Raw genomic sequence first — 17,134 nt, forward strand, 5'->3', positions numbered from 1 at the left:
GAACGCGCCCCTGCCGGCGGGCGAAGCGGCGGCGGCGCTCGCGATCGCCGCCGCAGGCCAGACGCAGGACGCGCGGGCGCCGCTTCCCGCGCCGCCTGCGGGCGAACGGCCCGGCACGACGCGCACGGACGCCGGCCCCGGGGTGCCGATCTACACCGCGGAAGGCCCGTTCCGCCGCCCGCTGCGGCGCGGCCTGCGCATGCTGCCGACCGCCCTGCTGCAGGCCTGGCTGTCGCTCGCCGGCCACCCGGCGACGGCCGCGCATGCGCGCCGTGCGGCCGAGCAGGACGCCGAGCGCGCGTTCCAGTGGCTGTTCTGGGCGATGACGCTGGTGGCCTACGCCTGCCTCGGCGTGGCGCTGATCGCGCTGCTGCCGCTGGGCGAGGGCGGCGCGCCTTCGGCCCTGCGCACCGGCATCGGCGCCGGTGCGCTGCTGACCGGGCTCGGCATAGCGCTCGCCGCGTGGTGGATGGCGCGGCGGATGCTCCGGCGCTGACTCAGCGCGACCGCGCGCGCAGGCGCCGCTCGCGCTCGGCCAATCCGGCCTGACGGCCCAGTTCCGACGCCACGCCCCGCAGCCACGCATCCGCACTGGCGCGCCCGTCGCGCGCGACGCGGCGCTCGTACTCCGCACGCAATGTCTGCATGTAGCGCTGCACCTGCGCCTGCCGGTGCGGATCGAGCGCCCGCGACTGCCGCGTAGCCGCGGCCGACGCGCCCGTCACCGCCTGCGGCCGGTTCCGCGCCATGTGCGCGCCAGGCTGCGCCGACTCGAGGATGCTGTCCTGCGTACTCCGGTACGCGTTCTGGCCGACATAGTCGGGCATGAGCGCCATCTCCTGGGCGTTCGCGATCGCCGGCCAGACCGCGGCCAGTGCCACGCCCATCCATACGATGCATTTCATGCGTGCCTCCCTGCCCGGCACGTCGACCGGGACCGAACACGCCTCCGTCGCGACCTCACCGCCCGTCCCCGGGTGCGCGCTCTGCGGCGCCCGCGCGCGAGCCCAGTTCCGAGGCGGCCTTGCGAAGCCAGGCGTCGGCACTCGGCCTGCCGTCCCGCCGCACGCGGCGTGCGTATTCGCTGCGAAGCGCCCGCAGCTGCGCGGCGTCCGGACGGCGTGCGGCAATGCCTGCGCCTCCTTCGTCCGATGACGGCTCGACCTCCGCACGCGGCAGCAACTGGCGATTGATCTCATCGCGCATCGTATGCTCGCGAAGCGCCTCGGCGATCATCTGCGTGGCACCCGGGTCGTACTGGGTCCGGGCGGGCACCGGTGCCGTCGTCAGAACGGCTCCGCATACCAGCATCACGAGCGTCCGCATCGGCTCACCTCCATCCGTTGCGATCCCGCCGCGCGGGAATCCACGGCATCCCGGACACCTCCGAGGGGCTGCGTGTCGCCCTGGAACACCCCGGTTCGACCACGCCGCCACTCGTGCCAAGGAGCGTCCTCACCGCCGCTCCGCGCCCAGCCGGCGTGCACGCTCCGCGCGTCCCGCCTGCCGTCCCATCTCCGCCGCCACCTGTCGCAGCCACGCATCGGCGCTCGCGCGGCCATCCACGCGAACGCGCCGCTTGTACTCGGCACGCAACGCATCCATCGAACCCGCTTGCGCCGGTGCCAGCGACGCTGCAGAGCCACGTTGCCGACGCGCCGCATCGTCGCGAATCGACTTCGACACAGCCGCGTTGCCGGCGATGTCGACGATATTGCGGCTGGCATCGTTGAACGCGCCCATGTAGGCGTCTTCCTGCGCAAGCGCGGGCGGGACCGCGAGCATCAGCGTCACCAGCAACGACAGCGTTCTCGTCATGACAGGTGTCTCCTTCGTTCGCACGTACCTTCGGCGTTGGTCCACTACGGCGCCTGGCCCCGGACGCTGGCCAGTGTCGACGAACCGGCGTTGCGAACCGGTGGAAAACGGGTCTATCACGCTCGCGCTACCTGCGCAAAGACGCCGGTCAACGGACGAGTCCCTCTTCGGTGAGCCGGTACTGCAAGAGATCGAGCCCGATCGTCTTGCGGACCTGCTCGCGCGCGCCCTTGGCGATCTGTGCTTGTTCGGCGGGATTAGGCGTGCGGGCATAGTCCGCCAGGATACTGGCCATCATCTGCGCACGTATGAGCATTTCATCCGCGTAGCGCTGCTTCCTTTCGTCGCTGACGCCACGCAGGCGCTCCGGCTGGTCGCGCAGCAGCGCAGCGGCCATCTGCTTGCGCAACGCGCGCAGGGGCTTCCCGGTAGGCACGCGCGTCGTGCCATGCGCCGCTGCCCAATACACGCCGACCATGTAGGTCGCGACGTCCACCAAGCTGCCCGGTGTCAGACCCTCGCGCGCCAACGCGTCCTGAATGTCGAACCTGCGACTGACTTTCAGAAAGTGCTCGGCCGCTTCCGGATTCCCACGGCGGATGTCGCTCGCGATCGCGGCACGCACTTGCTCGGTGATGCGCGGGTCCCGCCTGAAGCTGAGCAGTTGACCGATATCCGATGGCGCGCGCGAAGCCGCCACGACCTTTGGCGCTTCGTCCTGACGGCGACGCAGCTCGTTCTCGATCGACTTACCGACCGCTGCATTGCCGGCAATGTCCGAAATGATGGAACCGGCGTCGTTGAAGGCGCCCATGTGGATGTCGTCCTGGGCCGCCGCACTCCCTGCAGAAGCAAGGACCGCAATCGTGACGATATGTCTCAGCATGGTGCTGTCCTCCGACAACTCCTCTCGGCGATTCTTGCGAATTCCGGCTGACAAAAATGCGAAGCGGGCCCGTAGGCCCGCTTCGTGGGATCCCCGAGGGGATCAACCCTTACGACCGGCGGTCGTGTTGCCTTCGCCGAGCGTCTTGATGGCGTTCGTGAAGGTGTTCATCATCAGCGAGAACTCCTGCGTGTCCGCCTGGATCTTCATCATTTCGCTCGGCTTGGCGTCATCCGGCAGGCTGTTGATCGCGCGCTCAAGCTGAGCAGCCTTCTGATCCGCAAGCCGGCCCATCGCCTGCGCGATCGCGTACAGCCAGCCCTTGCCGGAAATATTGCGGCCGCCACGGGCGGAGATCGGGCCGGTGTCGTCGTCGATGCCGTTCCCGTTCTGCACCAGGTTGTTGACGATGTGGACGTGGAGATGGGTGCTCATATGCGCCTCCGGTAGTTGGACAGGGGAAAGTCCGATGCGAGGGCCATCCTCTGCCTGGGGCCGCCCGGTCACAATCTGTGGCGTACCCTAGGTCGGGTCCGCCCCAGTCATGCGCCAGGCCGGACGTCGACCTGGCCGGCCGACGCGCTTCGGTGCTCGCGGTTGCGTCGCGCCAGCCACTCAGCCGCGGGGGCGTCGCCCTCGGCCTTGCGCCGCCTCTCGTACTCAAGCGCGTCCTGTACCGCGCGGTGCTGCAGGGGTTCGAAGGCCTGCTCGATACGACGCGCCAGCGCGTCGCGCTCGCTGGCGTCCAACTCCTCGCCGAAGCGGTCGACCAGGCTGAGCCAGGCATCCCGCAACGCCGCGACGTCGAGCGTCGCCGGTGCCGCTTCGTGACGCTCCAGCGCTTCGCGCACTTCGCGGATGACGGCGGCACGATCGGCCTCGGACAGGCCTGGCTGCTCCTGCAGCATCGCCTCCATCTGCTGGAGCAGTTGCATGCGATCGGTTCCCAAGGTCATGGCACCCTCGTTCGTTGTCGATGACCCCGCCTTCCCGGGGCCCGGAGAGCAGAACGTCGTGGCCGTCAGCGCACGGTGATCGGCCGCCACGCAAAAAAGGCGGCCCGCGAAGCGACGCGGACCGCCGGTTGCGTCGGACGACGCGCTCAGTGCGTCACGCCGGTAACCGCCGACAGCCGCTGCGTCAGCCGCCGCGTCGCCTCGCCGTAGTGACGACCGAGCGTTTCGGCCACTTCGGTAAGCCAGTGATCCGCCGCCGGCTGCCCGTCGTCGCGAAGCCGGCGCGAGTACTCCGGCTCCAGGCGGGCCATCTCCTCGCGCAGGTCGCGCTGCATCGAATCGAAATGCTCCAGCAGCTCCGCATGCTCGGTGGCGCTGATGGCGCCTTCGTTGCGCAGCTCGTCGAGGCGGTCGATCAAGGCCTGACGATCGAGGGCAGCCGTGGCGTTCATGGATCAGGCTCCGTTGAGCGCGTCGTTGAAGGCGCTGGTGAACACGCTTTCGAACAACTGGTCGAATTGCGCGTTGCCGGTGCTCAGCGAACCGCCGCCGAACAACGCGTCGCCGATCATCTGGCCGATCATCCCGCCGATCATGCCCCCGATGGGGCCGCCGAAGTACGTGCCGATCGCCTGGCCGATGCTCTGGAAGATGTTGCTGGACATGGTCTCTCTCCTTGCAGAGGGTGGGAGTCGATGGCGCCAGTTTCCGCAGCGGGAGAGCCGCTCCAAGCTAGGTCGTACCCCATTAGGGCGGGCCCTAGGTTCATCGGCGGTGAAGCCTGCGCACACTGGGCGCGTGAGTGCCGCGATGCCCGCCATCCCGTCTTCCGCCGCGCCACGCGAGTTCGCCGGCGCCGAGCTGCTGCGCACGCGCCGGATGCGGCTGCGCGGGCTGCGCTACCACGACGTGCCGGCGCTGTGGCAGATGGGCCGGGATGCGCGTGTCACCGGGCATCTGCTGGATGCGCCGGTGTCGACACTGGCATCGGCGGTGGCGCTGGTGGAGATGGCGAACGCCCTCTACGTGCGGCGGCCTGGGCTGGGGCTGTGGTGCGCGGAGGATGCGGAGGGCCGCTTCGTCGGGTTCTTCTCGCTGATGCCCGAGCCGGACGCCGACGAAGTCGGCATCGGCTGCCGCCTGGTCCCGCGCGCCTGGGGACGTGGCTACGCGCTGGAAGGCGGCGCGGCGCTGTGCCAGCACGCGTTCGCGACGCTGGATCTGCCGTATCTGGTCGGCGTCTGCGCGCCGGAGAACCGCGCGGTGCCGCCGCTGCTGGCGCGACTGGGATTCGCGGCCGATGGCCGGACGCAGCAGGCCGGCAAGCCGGCGCTGCGCTTCGTGCTCGCGCGCCGGGACTGGCGCGGGATCGTGCCGCGGCGACGCGCGCTTCAGGGCGATCCGGTGACGTAAGCCGCGCCGTCGTAGCGCAGCGTGGACACCAGCGGCTGTCCGCGTCCGGAAACGGCGTGCAGTTGCAGATCGTGGAAGCCGCGCGTTCGCGTGCGCATGACCTCCAGCGCGGTCGCGCGTTCGCCGCGCATCAGCGCGCGGGCGCCATCGGCGGTGCCCGCGTAGACCCACCAGAACGCGTTCTCCGCCTCGCGCAGGCACGGGTGCACGCCGCCGACCACCCAGTCGGGCCGCACATCGCCGTCGAGATCCACGCGATGCGCGGCGACCCAATCCGGGCGGAACCGGCTGACGCCGTCGCGCACGCCTTCGCCGCAATCCAGCACGCGTTCGTCGGTCTGCAGCGCACGGGCGATCGGCTCGGGCAGCGCGTCGCCGCCGGCCTGCCCCGCCTCGAAGCGCGCCGGGCTCGCGGGTGTCGACGGCGGCGCGACCGGCGCCGCGTCGCGTCCGCCCGGCGCGGTCAGGCGCGCGGGGCGCGGCGCGGACGGCAGCGAATCGGCATCGCAGGCGGTCAACGCGGGCGCGAGCAGCAGCGCAAGACCGCAGGCGCGGAGGAGATCGAAGGCGCGCGACGTCATTCCCGATCGGCTGGCAACGGCGATGCGCAAGGCTCGCGCAGCGCGCGTTCAGGCCGCGTGGTGGCTCAACCGCGGCGGCCGTCGAAACGACCGTCGAGCAGATCGTGCACCCAGCGGTCGATCACCGCGGAAGGCGCTTCGATATGCACGTGCGGGCCGGTCGAGTGGCCGGTGGAGCCCTGATTGCCGAGATCCTGTCCGTAGCCCACGCGCTGGCCTTCGCGCACGTCGATCGACGACATGTGGAAGATGTAGACGAGCTGGCCGTTGTCGCCGCGCAGGATGACCGCATTGCCGGCCGCGCCGAGCGGCCCGGCATGCACCACGGTGCCGGCGATCGGCGACGGGATCGGCTGCTGCGTCTGCGACTGGCCGGCGCGATGCAGGACGACGTCGCGCACTTCCAGCGTCTGTCCTTCGCGCACGCGCGTCTGGTAGTCGTGATGCGGCTGCATCTGATCGGGATGCGAGACCGCGAACGCCGGCCGGTGACCCGTGCTGTACACCGTGAACGGCGCATAGGTGGGCGCCTCGCCGGACGGCGGGGCGGGCGGTGCGCCTTCGCTTCGCGGCGGGCCGACTTCGGTGCGCGGAGGCGCCGATCCGCCGCCCGGAAGGTTCACGCTCTGGCCGGGATGGATCAGATTCGGGTTGCGGATCTGCGGGTTGGCGCGCAGCAGCGCATCGAGCGACACCCCGTGCCGTTCGGCGATACCCGACAGCGTGTCGCCCGCGCGCACGGTGTAGCTCGACGCACGCTCTGCGCCGCCGCCGGGAATGTGCACGCTCTGGCCGGGATGGATCAGATTCGGGTTGCGGATCTGCGGATTGGCGCGCAGCAACGCATCGAGCGACACCCCGTGCCGCTCGGCGATACCCGACAGCGTGTCGCCCGCGCGCACGGTGTAGCTCGACGCACGCTCTGCGCCGCCGCCGGGAATGTGCACGCTCTGGCCGGAATGGATCAGATTCGGGTTGCGGATCTGCGGGTTGGCGCGCAGCAGCGCATCGAGCGACACCCCGTGCCGTTCGGCGATACCCGACAGCGTGTCGCCCGAGCGCACCGTGTACGTGCTCGCTCGCCCCGGTGGCGGCGACGCCGGCGGCTCCGGCCGCGGCGGCGTTTGCGTCGGCGGCGGCGCCTCGCCCTGGATGCGCGCGCGCACGAACGAGGTCGCTTCGCCGGCGGTGATGCGGCCGTCGCGGTTGATGTCGAGCGGCGCGTTCATGCGGTACGCCGCGGTGCCCTGCGCGAACAGGGTGGAGTTCGGGTCCGGCCGCGGGCTGCCGTACAGCACCGTCGTATAGACGCCTTCCAGCGTGTTGAGATCGCCGGGGTCGGAACGGCGTGCGAAGTAGCGTTCGACGTACTCGAGCTGGTCCACCGCGCTCATGCGCGCCAGCGCGTCGGTGCTGGTGCCGAGCTCGCGCGCGGTGCCGGGCATGAACTGGATCAGGCCGGTGGCGCCGCTGCCGGCGGCGTTGCGCACGTCCGGGCGGAAGGTGCCGCCGGTCTCGAAGCTCATCACCGCCATCAGATACTCCGGACGCGTGCCGAGGCGTTCGGCCATCTCCTCGACGCGGCGGATGAACGCCTCGGTGACGTGCGGATTGCCGCGCACGCCCTGGATGCGGTCGTAATCGAATCCGCCGGGGCTGATGCGGTCGCCGGCGACGTTGCTGTTGCGATCGGCGGATACCGCGCTGACGGTCATGCCTTCGCTCCGGACTGTCGATGCGCCGATTGCATGCGATGGCCGGCGGCGGCGCCATCTGGTGCTCACCCTAGGGGTGCGGCGGTCGCGCGGCCTTGTAGGAGCAACTGTCTTTTTGCCTGGACGGGCGCGGGCTTCCGACGCCACCCCTCCCAACCCTCCCCTGCACGCAGGGGAAGGAGACGCCGCCGCGTCCGCCACGGTTCGGGTCGTGGCCGAGGCCGCTCCTGCGGCGAAGGGGCGGGCGGCGCGCTCAGCCGTGCAGGTGCGGATCGATCGTCAGCGTGCCGAGATTGCGGGCGGCGAAGCGGCGGGCCAGTTCGGGCGCGGCTTCGCGGATGGCGTCGTAGCTCGCGCGCGAGCGCACGTCGGCGCGCAGCGTCCAGCCGTCGGCGGTGCGGCTCAGCAGCAGATCGGTGCCCGGCAGCGTGGCGTCGGCCATGCGCAGCAGCACCTGGCCGTCGTCGCGCTCGCGCGCGTCGGGGCTGACCGCGAGCTGGCGCACATGGCGCTCCAGCAGCTCGGCAAGGCGCGGCGCCGCCGCCTGCTCCAGCGCCTGCGGCGGCAGCGGCCGCTCCGCTGCGGGCGCCAGCGCGGCCGCCATCGCCGCGAGCGCGGCGTCCTGCGACAGCGGCTCGCGCTGCGGTTCCCCGTCGCGCGCATACGCCTTCCGCTTGAGCGCATCGTCGAACTCGCGCGCCTCTACCCGCGCGGCATCGTCGGCGCGCTGGGCGAGCAGCGATTCGATCCGGGCCTCGGGCTGCGCGCCGGCTTGACGCTGCAGCATCAACGCGCGGAACCGGTCCACTTCCTCGGGGTGCACCGGCCGTCGGACGCCGCCGGCCGCGGCCTCGCGCACGGCGCCGGACGTCCGCGCCGGATCGGCAGCCGCCGTGCCGGAATTGCGTTGGTGGATCACGCTCATCTCCGTTCTCTCCGCGATGCCCGTCAACCCCGCGCCACTGCCGCACGCGGCGGCAGGTCGGCCGACGCGCTCTCCTCGGCGCGCGCCGCCAGCCGGCGCTGTTCGCTGCGCCACAGATCCTTGCGCTTCTCCAGCGCGTCCAGCCGCGCCTGCGCGCGGAAGAACGCGGCGCGCGCCTCCTCCACCGCCAGCTCGGCCTGCCGCAACTGTTCCTGGGCGGCGAACAGCCGTTGCCGCACGATGTCGGCAAGCGTCTCCAGATGCGCGATATGCGCCTCGCGCTGGGCGAACGCCTGCGCCGGCGACAGGCCGTCGGGCGGCGGTTCGAGCAGACGCGCGCGCTGCCGGCCGCGCTCGAACTGCAACGCGATCAGCTCGCCCTCGATGCGCACGCACGCATCGCGACAGCGCTGCGCCTCCTCGCGACGCTGCAGCAGCGTCTGCCGCGCCTGTTCGACGCGGTGCGCGCGCAGGCTCAGCAGCACCTGCAGCGGAAAGCGCTTCATCCGAACAGCCTCCGCAGGGCGTCGACCGACGCGTCGAACGGCGCGAGCTGATCCGGCGGCTGCCGCAGCAGCGCGCGGATCGCCTCGATGCGGTCGATGGCGACGTCGGCGTCCGGGTCGCTGCCTTGCCGGTACTCGCCCAGCTGCAGCAGCAGTTCGATTTCCTGGTACTTCGCCAGGTACCTGCGCAGCAGGCCGGCCGCGCGCCGATGCGCCGGGTCGGCCACGCGCGCCATCGTGCGGCTGAGGCTTGAGAGCACGTCGATCGCCGGATAGTGGTGCGCGGCGGCGAGCTTGCGCGAGAGGATCACGTGGCCGTCGAGGATCGAGCGCACTTCCTCCGCGATCGGGTCGTCGCCGTCCTCGCCTTCCATCAGCACGGTGTAGAACGCGGTGATGGTGCCGTGCTCGTTGTTGCCCGCGCGCTCGAACAGCGCCGGCAGCGCGCTGAACACGGACGGCGGAAACCCGCGCCGCGCCGGCGGCTCGCCGATGGCGAGGCCGACGTCGCGCAACGCCCGCGCGAAGCGCGTCACCGAATCCACCAGCAGCAGCACGCGGCGGCCGCGGTCGCGGAAGTGTTCGGCGATGGCGGTGGCCACCCAGGCCGCGCGGCTGCGCTCCAGGGCCGGGCGATCGGAGGTCGCCACCACCACGACCGAGCGCGCCAGCCCCTGCTCGCCGAGGTTGTCGTGGATGAACTCGTTGACCTCGCGTCCGCGCTCGCCGACCAGCGCGATCACGTTGACGTCGGCGTTGCCGCCACGCGCCAGCATGCCCAGCAGCGTGCTCTTGCCGCCGCCGGCGACCGCGAAGATGCCCATGCGCTGGCCTTCGCCGGCAGTCAGCACGGTGTCGATCGCGCGCACGCCGGTGGCGAACGGGCGGTCGATCGCCCGGCGTGCCAGCGGGTTGGGCGAAGCCGCGTAGATCGGCGCCTCCACCGTGGCGCCGAGCGGGCCGCGGCCGTCGATGGGCTCGCCGTGGGCGTCGAGCACGCGACCGAGCAGGCCGTCGCCCGCGCGCACCGCGGCCCGGCGGCCGGTGGCGTAGACCTCGGTCTCGGCCGAAATGCCGTCGAGCGCGCCCAGCGGCGTCAGCAGCGTGTGCTGGCGCGAGACGCCGACCACTTCCGCCATCAGCCGGAACGCCCCCTCGCCCTTCGGGGCGCGCAGCTCGCACAGCTCGCCGATCGCCGCCTTGACGCCCGTCGCGCGGATCAGCGTGCCGTAGGCTTCCGCCACGCGGCCGACCCGTTCGACCGGCTGCACGCGCGCCAGCGCGGCCAGCAGCGCATCGTCCGGCGGCGACGGCGACAGCGCGCTCACGAACGCTGCACTCCCGCCAGCGCGGCGCGGATCGCCTCGATCTGCTGCGCGACGCCGGCGCGCACCTCGCCCGCCTCGGACACCACCACGCAACTGAGCGGATCGAGGCTTTCGTCGTCGACCAGCTCGATCACGCCCACCACCGGATGCGCCTGACGCACGGCGCCGAGCCCGGCCGCGACCGATTCGCGCACGCTCGGATGCACCCGGATCAGCAGGAACTGTTCGGCCTGCGCGGCTTCCACCGCCTGCGCCACCAGCGGCGGCACCACCTCGCGCGCATCGAACGTCGGCGCGATGCGGGCGACGATCGCGCAGGCGAGGTCGCTGACGCGCGCGGCGGCTTCGCCCAGCACGCGCGCGCGGCGCTCGTTGAGATCGGCCAGTTGCTGCGCCATCTGCGTCTGCGCGCGCGACAGGCCCTCCGCGAAGCCCGCGGCATAGCCGCGCTCGCGCGCCTGCGCGATCTCCGCCTCGGCCTGCGCGTAGAGCGCGTTCATGCGCTCGATCAGCGCGTCGATCTCCGACAACCGCGCCCAGGCTTCGGCCGGCACCACGCCCGCCGCCAGCGCGCGCTCGAAGCGGCGCGGCTCGAACACCGCGACCGCGCCCTCGTGCGCGGCGAGCGCGTCGCGCGCGGTCGCCATCGGCAGCGCCGCGTTCATGCCGCCGCCCTCAGGTGATGCGCGTGGGCGCGCGCCACCAGCGCGGGGGACAGATGCGCCGGCGGCAGGGTCTCGGGTTCGTGCAGCAGGCGCGACCACTCGCCCAGCGCCGGCGCGTGCTCGCGGCACCAGGCGTCCAGCTCCGCACGCCCCTGGCGGTCGATGCGCGGCAGCAGCGATTGCCGCGCCAGATCCTGCGAAGCCAGCGCCTCGCGCAGCTCGCGGGCGACCCGTGCCTCCGCCTCGCCGTCGAGCGTTCCGTCCCACAGCGACCGATCCAGCGCCAGCGCGTAGCCATCGCCCAGCAGCGCCTTGAGCCAGCGCACCGGCTCGCGCCGCACCTCGGCGCGGATCGCCGGCGCGAACGCGAGCGTTCCCAGGTCGCGGATCAGCCGCTGCAGACGCGCGCGCGGCCAGGCGGTGACGGTGGTGAGCGCCGCGCCGTCGGGCGAAGGAGCGAGCAGCGCCGGCGCCTTCGCCTGCAGCCAGCGCGACAGCATGCGCCGGCCCAGCGCGCTCTGTTGGGCGTGCGCGAGCAGCGCGCCGTCCACCCCGAACCACGCGGGTTTGGTCTCCACCAGCAGCGTGCGCACGCGCATGGGCGGCTCCGTCACAGGCGCGAGACCGGCGCCGGCGCCTTGCGCTGCGGCCACCAGCGGCGACGCAGCGCCACCGCGGCGCCCGCCAGCATCACCAGACCCGCGCTGATGCCGACCGCCACCGGGCTGATCGCCGCCACCGCCGCGGCCGCGCCCTGCCGCTTCGGCGGCGGCGCGGACTGCACCTCGAAGAACTTGATCGTCACCTTGTTGACGTCGTCGAGGCCCTCGATGCTGTCCTTGATGAACACCTTGAGGTCGGTCTCGCGCGCGCGCAGGTTGGCGCCCGGCCGCTCGAACAGGATCACCGAGGCCGACGAGTCCGCGTTCTGCCCGCCCAGCGGGTCCTTGTCCGGCAGCGCGATGTGCACGCGCGCCTCGACCACGCCGTCGATGCGCGAGAGCGTGCGCTCCAGTTCCTGCGACAGACCGAACAGGTAGCGCGCCTTCTCCTCCAGCGCCGAGGAGGCGAAGCCCTCCTTCTTGAACACGTCGCCCAGCGAGCGGTGCTGCGCGCGCGGCAGCCCGCGCGCGTTGAGCACCTGCATCGCATACGGAATGTCGCCGCGGTTGACGCTCACCTCCCAACCGGTCTTGCTGGCCGAAGGCGCCTTCTCGGCGGGAATGCCGGCGTCGAGCAGCGCCGCCATCAGCTCGTTGGCCTGCTGTTCGTCGAGCTGGCTGTAGAGCGCGGTGCGCCCGCAGGCGGCGAGCATCAGCGCGAGGAGCGCGGCGGTCAGGATGCGTCCGGCGTTCATGACTGCTCTCCCGTCACGATTGCTGGCGGAACAGTTGCGCGATGCCGTCGGACGTGCGGTTGGCCACGTTGGCGGTCAGCTCCGAGGTGAACAGGAACTGGTGGCAGCGCATGGTCATCTGCATCATCTCGCCGGGGGTGAGGTCGGCGGCGTTGGCGCTCATCGCCTTGGAGATCTCGCCGATGTTCTGCGCGCCGCCGTTCAGCCGTTCCAGCGCGGTGAGCACCATGCGCGTGCCCTCGAACGACACCGCCTGCGCGCCTCCGGCACCGGCCGGCGGCGCGCCCGCGGCCGCGCCGGCGCGTTCGTAGGCCTCGGCGAACTGCCGCACCTCCATCGCCGACGCCTGCGGCTGCAGCGCGGCGGCCTGCGGCGCAAGGTTCGTGGCCTCGGCGGCCACCTGGATCGCTTCGATCATGAGGTCCTCCCTGCCCGTGTGCGGGCGGACTTACTGCCGCTTGCCCAGCGTCTCCAGCGCCTGGCCGACGCTGTTCTGCGAGGTGGCGGCGTTGTTGGACATGAACTGCATGCGCAGGCTCTCGGCGGTGAGCGCGATCATCTGCGACGGCTGATCGGAACCGCTGCCGATCGAGCTCGACAGCTCGCTGATGCGCGCCGCCTGGGCGTCGAGCGTCTGACCCCACGCGCGCGACATCGCCTCGTACCAGCTACCGCTGTCGGCGGCCGACACCGCGCCGCGCTCGGCGCGCGAGCGCGCTTCGATCGTGTTGGCGGCGCCGACGAACGTGGTGATCAGGTTGGGGTTGATGGTGTTGTCGCTCATGACGGCTCTCCTGCGATGCGCGGCGTCGCCGCGGGGGGATGGCAGCGCTGCGCGCGTGCGGTTAGCGGGCAGCGGAAACAGGCTGCGGTGGGGGATCTCATGCCGGCCTCACATCCGCACCGTGGTGCGGCCGGGGGCGATGCGCGCGCCGGCGGCGAGTGCGCCGGGCTGGCGTTGAGCGGTCGCCGGCGCCGCGGGTGCGGGCGCGGTCGCCTGGGTGCGCGCGACCAGCTTCACCGGCACCACCTGCCCGCCGTCCATCACCCACACCTGCCGCCCGATCGCCACCAGCGTGCGCCCGCTGGGCAGCGTGGCGCCGATGCGGTACTGCGTGCCGTCGGCGGCGACCACGTGCGGATCGTCGCCGTGCACCACCTCCACCAGCTCCTCCTGCCGCGAAGGCGCGGCGGTGCCGCCCGCCCGCGGCGCGGCATAGGCGGCGGTCGCGACCAGGTTGCGCGGGATCACGCGCCGCACGCCGACCACCTCGCGCATCGCGCGCGAGGTCGCGGCCTGCCGCAGCGCGGTCTCGTCCTCGAAGCGGCCGACGATCTCGACGTCGCCGTTGCCCAGCCAGCGGGTGCGCGCCACCAGGCCCTGACTGCGCAGCACCTCGCGCACGTCGCTGGCGATGTCGTCGCCGGTGCGCACTTCCACGCGCGCGGCGATGCCCTCCGCGCGCAGGCGCTGGCGGATGCGCTCGCGGGTGACGGTGTCGTTCACCGTGCCATGCACGGTCACGCTGCCGTCCGCGCCCGGCTCGACACGCAGACCGGCGACGCCGAGGCCGTTCAGCGCACGCTGCGCACGCACGGCGGGCACCGGCTCGCGCGCGCTCCGCGGCGGCATCACCGCGGCGAAGATCGCCACCGACACCAGCGACAGCGCGGCCAACGCGGCCACCCACGGCAGATGCCGCGTGCGGCGCGCGCGCGCACCGGGCGCGGCCTCCGTTTCCGCCAGCAGCGACCAGCCCGGGTCGCGCTCCTCGCCCACCGCGAACGCCGCGCTGCCGAGCGAGACGCGCTGCAGCGCGGGCAACTCGACCGGATCGCCCGGTCGCAGGGTGCCGTGACCGAGCCGCACCGGCGCATCGATCGCCCGCAGCAGCACGCTCCCGCCCATCACGGTCAGCAGCGCGTGGTGCGGCGCGACGTCGGGGTCCGACAGCACCAGGTCGCAGTCGTCGCCGCGTCCGATCAGCAGCATCTCCTGCGCGGCGAGCGGACGCACGGCACCGGCGTGAACGCCGGAGACGATCCTCAGGACACGGGCGGCGCTCGGCTCGGTCTCATGAGGGGACGGTGGGGGAACGGGGGCAGCCATGGGGGAAGCTCCAACGGGATGCGTCGTCGCCGACGCCAAGGCGCGCATCCACGGCGGGGGAACCGGGGGGAAGGACGCGCGCGTCTGCGCGGAAGTCGCGGCCGGGATGTCGAAGTCGCATCCGCATGTCCGTCGCCTCACGCATTGATCTGGCCCGCCTGCACGATCCGCAGATCGGGCGCGAGTTCCTGGTAGGAGAGCACCGGCAGATCGAAGAAATCGATCTCCAGCAGCTTGCGCAGATGCCGGCGCACGTCCAGCGAGCACAGCAGCACCGGCCGCACGCCCTCCGGCTGGCGCGCGCGCTGCGCGCGCACCTCGGCCGCCAGCCGCGAGGCCAGCTCCGGCGAGATCGCGAGCTGGCTGGCGCCGCCGCTGACCCGCACCGACTGCCGCAGGCGGTCCTCGAGTTCCGGATGCACCAGCAGCACGTGCAGCGTGCGCTCGGCATCGGCGTAGCGGTCGGCGATCTCGCGCTTGAGCGCCACGCGCACGTACTCGGTGAGCAGCACGACGTCCTTCTCGCGCGCGCCGACGTCGGTGATCGCCTCGAACACGTCGCGCAGGTTGCGGATCGGGACGCCCTCCTCCACCAGCCGCCGCAGCACGTCCGACACGCGCTGCGGCGCGACCACGCGCAGCATCTCCTTCACCAGGTCCGGGTAGTCGCGCTGCATGCGGCCGAACAGGTTGGCCGTCTCCTGGATGCCGATGTAGCTACCGAGACGGCGCTCGAGCGCAAGCCTCAGGTGGGATGCGATCGCCTCGTGGCGGTCGAGGCCGTGCGCGTCGTCGCCCGCCACCCACTGGGCGTGCAGCGCCGGGTAGAAGCCCGGCAGGCGCTCGCCGTCGTGGCCGGCGGGCGCGATGCGAAGACGCGCGTCCTCGCGCACGTGGCCGTTCGCCAGCCGCGCGCCGAACGCGGTCGCCCGGTACTCGCCGTCGGCGAGCGCCGGGTTGGCGCGCACGGCCGGCGCCGGCAGCGGCACGCCGAACTGCTCGCGCAGCGCGCGCGTCACCTCGCCGAGGCGCTCGCGCAACGCACCCTCGCCCAGCGCGGCCAGCAACGTTGGCGCAAGCTCGATCTGCAGCGGCGCCGGCGGCGCCAGTCCGTCGTCCTGCACCGCCGCATCCTCCGCGGCGACCTCGCCCGCCGGCACGCGGAAGGCGCGCCGCAGCAAGGGCGAGCGGTGCCGGTAGCGCCACGCCGCCACGCCCAGCAGCGACAGGCCCAACGTCAGGAACACCAGCTTCGGGAAGCCGGGCACCAGCGTCAGCAGCAGCGCCAGCGCGCCGGTCACCAGCGCCACGCGCGGCTGGCCGGAGACCTGCCGGCTGATCGCATCGCCGAGATGGCGGTCGTCCTCGTCGCCCGCGGTGCGCGTCACCACCAGACCCGCCGCGATGGTGGCGAGGATCGCCGGGATCTGCGACACCAGCCCGTCGCCGATGGTGAGGATGCTGTAGGTGCGGGTCGCCTCGCCGAGCGGCATGTCGCGTTGGAGCACGCCGATGGCCAGGCCGCCGAGCAGGTTGATGATGATGATGACGATGCCGGCGATGGCGTCGCCCTTCACGAACTTCATCGCGCCGTCCAGGCTGCCGTGCAGCTGGCTCTCGACTTCCAGCAAGCGGCGCTTGCGACGCGCCTCGTCCTTGTCGATCAGGCCCGAGCGCAGGTCGGAATCGATCGAGAGCTGCTTGCCCGGCATCGCGTCCAGCGTGAAGCGCGCGGCCACCTCGGCCACGCGCTCGGCGCCCTTGGCGATCACGATGAACTGCACCACGGTGATGATCAGGAACACCACCAGACCGACCACCAGATTGCCGCCGGCGACCAGGTTGCCGAACGTGTCGACGATGTGGCCGGCCTCGGCGTGCAGCAGGATCGAGCGCGTCACCGCGATCGAGATCGCCAGCCGGAACAGCGTGGTCAGCAGCAGCACGCTCGGGAAGCTGGAGAACGCCACCGGCGTCGGGATGTAGATCGCCAGCAGCAGCAGCGCGATGCCGATGGTGATGTTGAGCGCGACCAGCGCGTCGATCACCACCAGCGGCAGCGGCAGGATCATCGCGGTGAGGATCATCACCACGCCCGCCGCCAGCACGATGTCGCTGTAGCCCGCGCGGCGCGGCCCCGACGCCGCCGCGGGCGCCGTCATGATCGTTTCGATCAGCGCCCGCATCGCCGCCCCATCTCCATGCGCGCGGCGCTCGCGACCGCTTGCGACCCCGCGACGCGCCCCGCATTCCCGCGCCCGCGGCACCGCTCACGCGGTCTGCCGCACCCTGCACTCCATGCAATGAACGCCTGCGTCTTCACCGCGCGCCACCGAGGCCTTGTTCGCGATCGATACTAAGCAGGCGCCTCGCCGATGTGTGTAAAGCTCATGTGAACCATGCATGCGACACGTGCGCCATTTCGCACTTCCGCCGCAGTTGCATGAAGTGTCGCCGAACGATGACGCGGCGTTAACGCCGCAGCGCCAAGCTCTACTCATCCATGTGATCAACGGATTGAGCGCGCGTGCCGAGATCGTCTTCGCCGAGTGACGCGATCAACCGCACCGAGTGCGACGCGACACCCACCGCGAGCGCGCGCCCCGAGCGCGTGCGCACGACCACGATCCGTTCGCGCGCGCCGACCGCCAGCACCTGCACCACGCTCAGCGGCGCATCGCGCGAGGCGATGCCGTGCCGCTTGCGCAGCAGATACAGCACGGCCGCCAGCGCGCCGATCAGCAGCACGATCGGCAGCACGATGCCGGCGATCTCCGCCACCAGCGGCACTTCCCCCGCCGTGGGAGCGACCGCAGCGAAAGCGGGAGCCGGCAGCGACGCCAGCGACGAGACGAAAGCAGGGAAAGCAGTCAT

The 17,134-nt window shown here is 72.1% G+C and carries 23 protein-coding genes; 2 read left to right on the plus strand and 21 right to left on the minus strand.

Translation table 11 applies throughout. From position 1 onward, the window contains the following. Positions 1-496 (plus strand): hypothetical protein (locus FQY64_RS14705; RefSeq protein WP_186760863.1); only part of this gene is annotated, 496 nt, incomplete at its 5' end. Position 497: 1 nt separating this feature from the next. Here FQY64_RS14705 and FQY64_RS05335 read toward each other — a convergent pair. The 8 genes from FQY64_RS05335 to FQY64_RS14710 all read right to left on the minus strand — a co-directional run bounded on the left by FQY64_RS05335 (position 498) and on the right by FQY64_RS14710 (position 4,325). Continuing rightward, positions 498-905 carry a hypothetical protein gene (locus FQY64_RS05335; protein ID WP_146472668.1) on the minus strand — a complete coding sequence of 136 codons (408 nt, stop codon included), beginning with the start codon at positions 903-905 and terminating at the stop codon, positions 498-500. A 55-nt stretch (positions 906-960) separates the two neighbouring features. Next, positions 961-1,326, minus strand: coding sequence for a hypothetical protein (locus FQY64_RS05340; RefSeq protein WP_146472669.1), 366 nt, complete (start codon positions 1,324-1,326; stop codon positions 961-963). A gap of 129 nt (positions 1,327-1,455) precedes the next feature. Then, positions 1,456-1,818 carry a hypothetical protein gene (locus FQY64_RS05345; protein WP_146472670.1) on the minus strand — a complete coding sequence of 121 codons (363 nt, stop codon included), beginning with the start codon at positions 1,816-1,818 and terminating at the stop codon, positions 1,456-1,458. Positions 1,819-1,966: 148 nt separating this feature from the next. Beyond that, positions 1,967-2,704, minus strand: a complete 738-nt coding sequence (locus FQY64_RS05350; protein WP_146472671.1) for a DUF6683 family protein — start codon at positions 2,702-2,704, stop codon at positions 1,967-1,969. A gap of 102 nt (positions 2,705-2,806) precedes the next feature. After that, positions 2,807-3,139 (minus strand): EscF/YscF/HrpA family type III secretion system needle major subunit, encoded by a 333-nt coding sequence (locus FQY64_RS05355; RefSeq protein ID WP_146472672.1) that lies wholly within the window; start codon positions 3,137-3,139, stop codon positions 2,807-2,809. A 107-nt stretch (positions 3,140-3,246) separates the two neighbouring features. Next, entirely contained in the window at positions 3,247-3,660 is a 414-nt protein-coding gene (locus tag FQY64_RS05360; protein ID WP_146472674.1) for a hypothetical protein, read from the minus strand. Between the two features lie 146 nt (positions 3,661-3,806). Continuing rightward, positions 3,807-4,112: a hypothetical protein gene (locus FQY64_RS05365; protein WP_146472676.1), complete on the minus strand. Its 306-nt coding sequence runs from the start codon at positions 4,110-4,112 to the stop codon at positions 3,807-3,809. 3 nt (positions 4,113-4,115) lie between these two features. Next, complete coding sequence (locus tag FQY64_RS14710; RefSeq protein WP_186760864.1) at positions 4,116-4,325, minus strand: hypothetical protein; 210 nt, start codon at positions 4,323-4,325, stop codon at positions 4,116-4,118. A gap of 145 nt (positions 4,326-4,470) precedes the next feature. Here FQY64_RS14710 and FQY64_RS14715 point away from each other — a divergent pair, with 145 nt between their 5' ends. Continuing rightward, positions 4,471-5,073, plus strand: coding sequence for a GNAT family N-acetyltransferase (locus FQY64_RS14715; protein WP_186760865.1), 603 nt, complete (start codon positions 4,471-4,473; stop codon positions 5,071-5,073). Here FQY64_RS14715 and FQY64_RS05375 read toward each other — a convergent pair. The 13 genes from FQY64_RS05375 to FQY64_RS14720 form a co-directional block, all read right to left on the minus strand. After that, complete coding sequence (locus tag FQY64_RS05375; RefSeq protein WP_146472680.1) at positions 5,052-5,654, minus strand: hypothetical protein; 603 nt, start codon at positions 5,652-5,654, stop codon at positions 5,052-5,054. The two genes, FQY64_RS14715 and FQY64_RS05375, sit on opposite strands and share 22 nt — an antisense overlap. 65 nt (positions 5,655-5,719) lie before the next feature. Beyond that, positions 5,720-7,369, minus strand: coding sequence for a LysM peptidoglycan-binding domain-containing protein (locus FQY64_RS05380; protein ID WP_146472682.1), 1,650 nt, complete (start codon positions 7,367-7,369; stop codon positions 5,720-5,722). 253 nt (positions 7,370-7,622) lie between these two features. Continuing rightward, on the minus strand, positions 7,623-8,294 hold the full coding sequence (locus tag FQY64_RS05385) for a hypothetical protein (protein WP_146472684.1): 672 nt from the start codon (positions 8,292-8,294) through the stop codon (positions 7,623-7,625). Positions 8,295-8,317: 23 nt separating this feature from the next. Beyond that, the gene (locus tag FQY64_RS05390) at positions 8,318-8,800 is read right to left on the minus strand and encodes a hypothetical protein (RefSeq protein ID WP_146472686.1); all 483 of its coding nucleotides are present in this window, start codon (positions 8,798-8,800) and stop codon (positions 8,318-8,320) included. Beyond that, the gene (locus FQY64_RS05395; RefSeq protein ID WP_229814849.1) at positions 8,797-10,092 is read right to left on the minus strand and encodes a FliI/YscN family ATPase; all 1,296 of its coding nucleotides are present in this window, start codon (positions 10,090-10,092) and stop codon (positions 8,797-8,799) included. The genes FQY64_RS05390 and FQY64_RS05395 overlap by 4 nt, the downstream gene beginning before the upstream one ends. A gap of 32 nt (positions 10,093-10,124) precedes the next feature. Continuing rightward, on the minus strand, positions 10,125-10,793 hold the full coding sequence (locus FQY64_RS05400) for a FliH/SctL family protein (RefSeq protein WP_146472690.1): 669 nt from the start codon (positions 10,791-10,793) through the stop codon (positions 10,125-10,127). Then, complete coding sequence (locus FQY64_RS05405; protein ID WP_146472692.1) at positions 10,790-11,392, minus strand: hypothetical protein; 603 nt, start codon at positions 11,390-11,392, stop codon at positions 10,790-10,792. The genes FQY64_RS05400 and FQY64_RS05405 overlap by 4 nt, the downstream gene beginning before the upstream one ends. An 11-nt stretch (positions 11,393-11,403) precedes the next feature. After that, positions 11,404-12,150 (minus strand): type III secretion system inner membrane ring lipoprotein SctJ, encoded by a 747-nt coding sequence (sctJ, locus tag FQY64_RS05410; RefSeq protein ID WP_146472694.1) that lies wholly within the window; start codon positions 12,148-12,150, stop codon positions 11,404-11,406. Positions 12,151-12,163: 13 nt separating this feature from the next. Next, a complete protein-coding gene (locus tag FQY64_RS05415; RefSeq protein WP_146472696.1) occupies positions 12,164-12,568 on the minus strand; it encodes a hypothetical protein in 405 nt (134 codons plus the stop codon). Positions 12,569-12,598: 30 nt separating this feature from the next. Beyond that, positions 12,599-12,934 (minus strand): hypothetical protein, encoded by a 336-nt coding sequence (locus FQY64_RS05420; protein WP_222431759.1) that lies wholly within the window; start codon positions 12,932-12,934, stop codon positions 12,599-12,601. Positions 12,935-13,042: 108 nt separating this feature from the next. Continuing rightward, on the minus strand, positions 13,043-14,308 hold the full coding sequence (sctD, locus tag FQY64_RS05425) for a type III secretion system inner membrane ring subunit SctD (protein WP_146472698.1): 1,266 nt from the start codon (positions 14,306-14,308) through the stop codon (positions 13,043-13,045). 89 nt (positions 14,309-14,397) lie between these two features. Beyond that, positions 14,398-16,422: a type III secretion system export apparatus subunit SctV gene (gene sctV / locus FQY64_RS05430; protein WP_146472700.1), complete on the minus strand. Its 2,025-nt coding sequence runs from the start codon at positions 16,420-16,422 to the stop codon at positions 14,398-14,400. A 331-nt stretch (positions 16,423-16,753) separates the two neighbouring features. Next, positions 16,754-17,041 (minus strand): flagellar biosynthetic protein FliO, encoded by a 288-nt coding sequence (locus tag FQY64_RS14720; protein WP_186760867.1) that lies wholly within the window; start codon positions 17,039-17,041, stop codon positions 16,754-16,756. Between the last annotated feature and the right edge of the window lie 93 nt (positions 17,042-17,134).

The organism is Vulcaniibacterium thermophilum (genome assembly GCF_007923255.1).
GTDB lineage: Bacteria > Pseudomonadota > Gammaproteobacteria > Xanthomonadales > Xanthomonadaceae > Lysobacter_F > Lysobacter_F thermophilum.

What these genes read in the sequence shown, in the direction of transcription:
- FQY64_RS05355 (WP_146472672.1), bottom strand. Translation starts at nt 3,139, where the DNA reads ATGAGCACCCATCTCCACGTCCACATCGTCAACAACCTGGTGCAGAAC.
- FQY64_RS05400 (WP_146472690.1), bottom strand. Translation starts at nt 10,793, where the DNA reads ATGAACGCGGCGCTGCCGATGGCGACCGCGCGCGACGCGCTCGCCGCG.
- sctD (WP_146472698.1), bottom strand. Translation starts at nt 14,308, where the DNA reads ATGCGCGCCTTGGCGTCGGCGACGACGCATCCCGTTGGAGCTTCCCCC.
- FQY64_RS05390 (WP_146472686.1), bottom strand. Translation starts at nt 8,800, where the DNA reads ATGAAGCGCTTTCCGCTGCAGGTGCTGCTGAGCCTGCGCGCGCACCGC.
- FQY64_RS05405 (WP_146472692.1), bottom strand. Translation starts at nt 11,392, where the DNA reads ATGCGCGTGCGCACGCTGCTGGTGGAGACCAAACCCGCGTGGTTCGGG.
- FQY64_RS05375 (WP_146472680.1), bottom strand. Translation starts at nt 5,654, where the DNA reads ATGACGTCGCGCGCCTTCGATCTCCTCCGCGCCTGCGGTCTTGCGCTG.
- FQY64_RS05415 (WP_146472696.1), bottom strand. Translation starts at nt 12,568, where the DNA reads ATGATCGAAGCGATCCAGGTGGCCGCCGAGGCCACGAACCTTGCGCCG.
- FQY64_RS05365 (WP_146472676.1), bottom strand. Translation starts at nt 4,112, where the DNA reads ATGAACGCCACGGCTGCCCTCGATCGTCAGGCCTTGATCGACCGCCTC.
- FQY64_RS05335 (WP_146472668.1), bottom strand. Translation starts at nt 905, where the DNA reads ATGAAATGCATCGTATGGATGGGCGTGGCACTGGCCGCGGTCTGGCCG.
- FQY64_RS05385 (WP_146472684.1), bottom strand. Translation starts at nt 8,294, where the DNA reads ATGAGCGTGATCCACCAACGCAATTCCGGCACGGCGGCTGCCGATCCG.
- FQY64_RS14710 (WP_186760864.1), bottom strand. Translation starts at nt 4,325, where the DNA reads ATGTCCAGCAACATCTTCCAGAGCATCGGCCAGGCGATCGGCACGTAC.
- sctJ (WP_146472694.1), bottom strand. Translation starts at nt 12,150, where the DNA reads ATGAACGCCGGACGCATCCTGACCGCCGCGCTCCTCGCGCTGATGCTC.
- FQY64_RS05380 (WP_146472682.1), bottom strand. Translation starts at nt 7,369, where the DNA reads ATGACCGTCAGCGCGGTATCCGCCGATCGCAACAGCAACGTCGCCGGC.
- FQY64_RS05420 (WP_222431759.1), bottom strand. Translation starts at nt 12,934, where the DNA reads ATGAGCGACAACACCATCAACCCCAACCTGATCACCACGTTCGTCGGC.
- FQY64_RS05350 (WP_146472671.1), bottom strand. Translation starts at nt 2,704, where the DNA reads ATGCTGAGACATATCGTCACGATTGCGGTCCTTGCTTCTGCAGGGAGT.
- FQY64_RS05340 (WP_146472669.1), bottom strand. Translation starts at nt 1,326, where the DNA reads ATGCGGACGCTCGTGATGCTGGTATGCGGAGCCGTTCTGACGACGGCA.
- FQY64_RS14715 (WP_186760865.1), top strand. Translation starts at nt 4,471, where the DNA reads ATGCCCGCCATCCCGTCTTCCGCCGCGCCACGCGAGTTCGCCGGCGCC.
- FQY64_RS05345 (WP_146472670.1), bottom strand. Translation starts at nt 1,818, where the DNA reads ATGACGAGAACGCTGTCGTTGCTGGTGACGCTGATGCTCGCGGTCCCG.
- FQY64_RS05360 (WP_146472674.1), bottom strand. Translation starts at nt 3,660, where the DNA reads ATGACCTTGGGAACCGATCGCATGCAACTGCTCCAGCAGATGGAGGCG.
- sctV (WP_146472700.1), bottom strand. Translation starts at nt 16,422, where the DNA reads ATGACGGCGCCCGCGGCGGCGTCGGGGCCGCGCCGCGCGGGCTACAGC.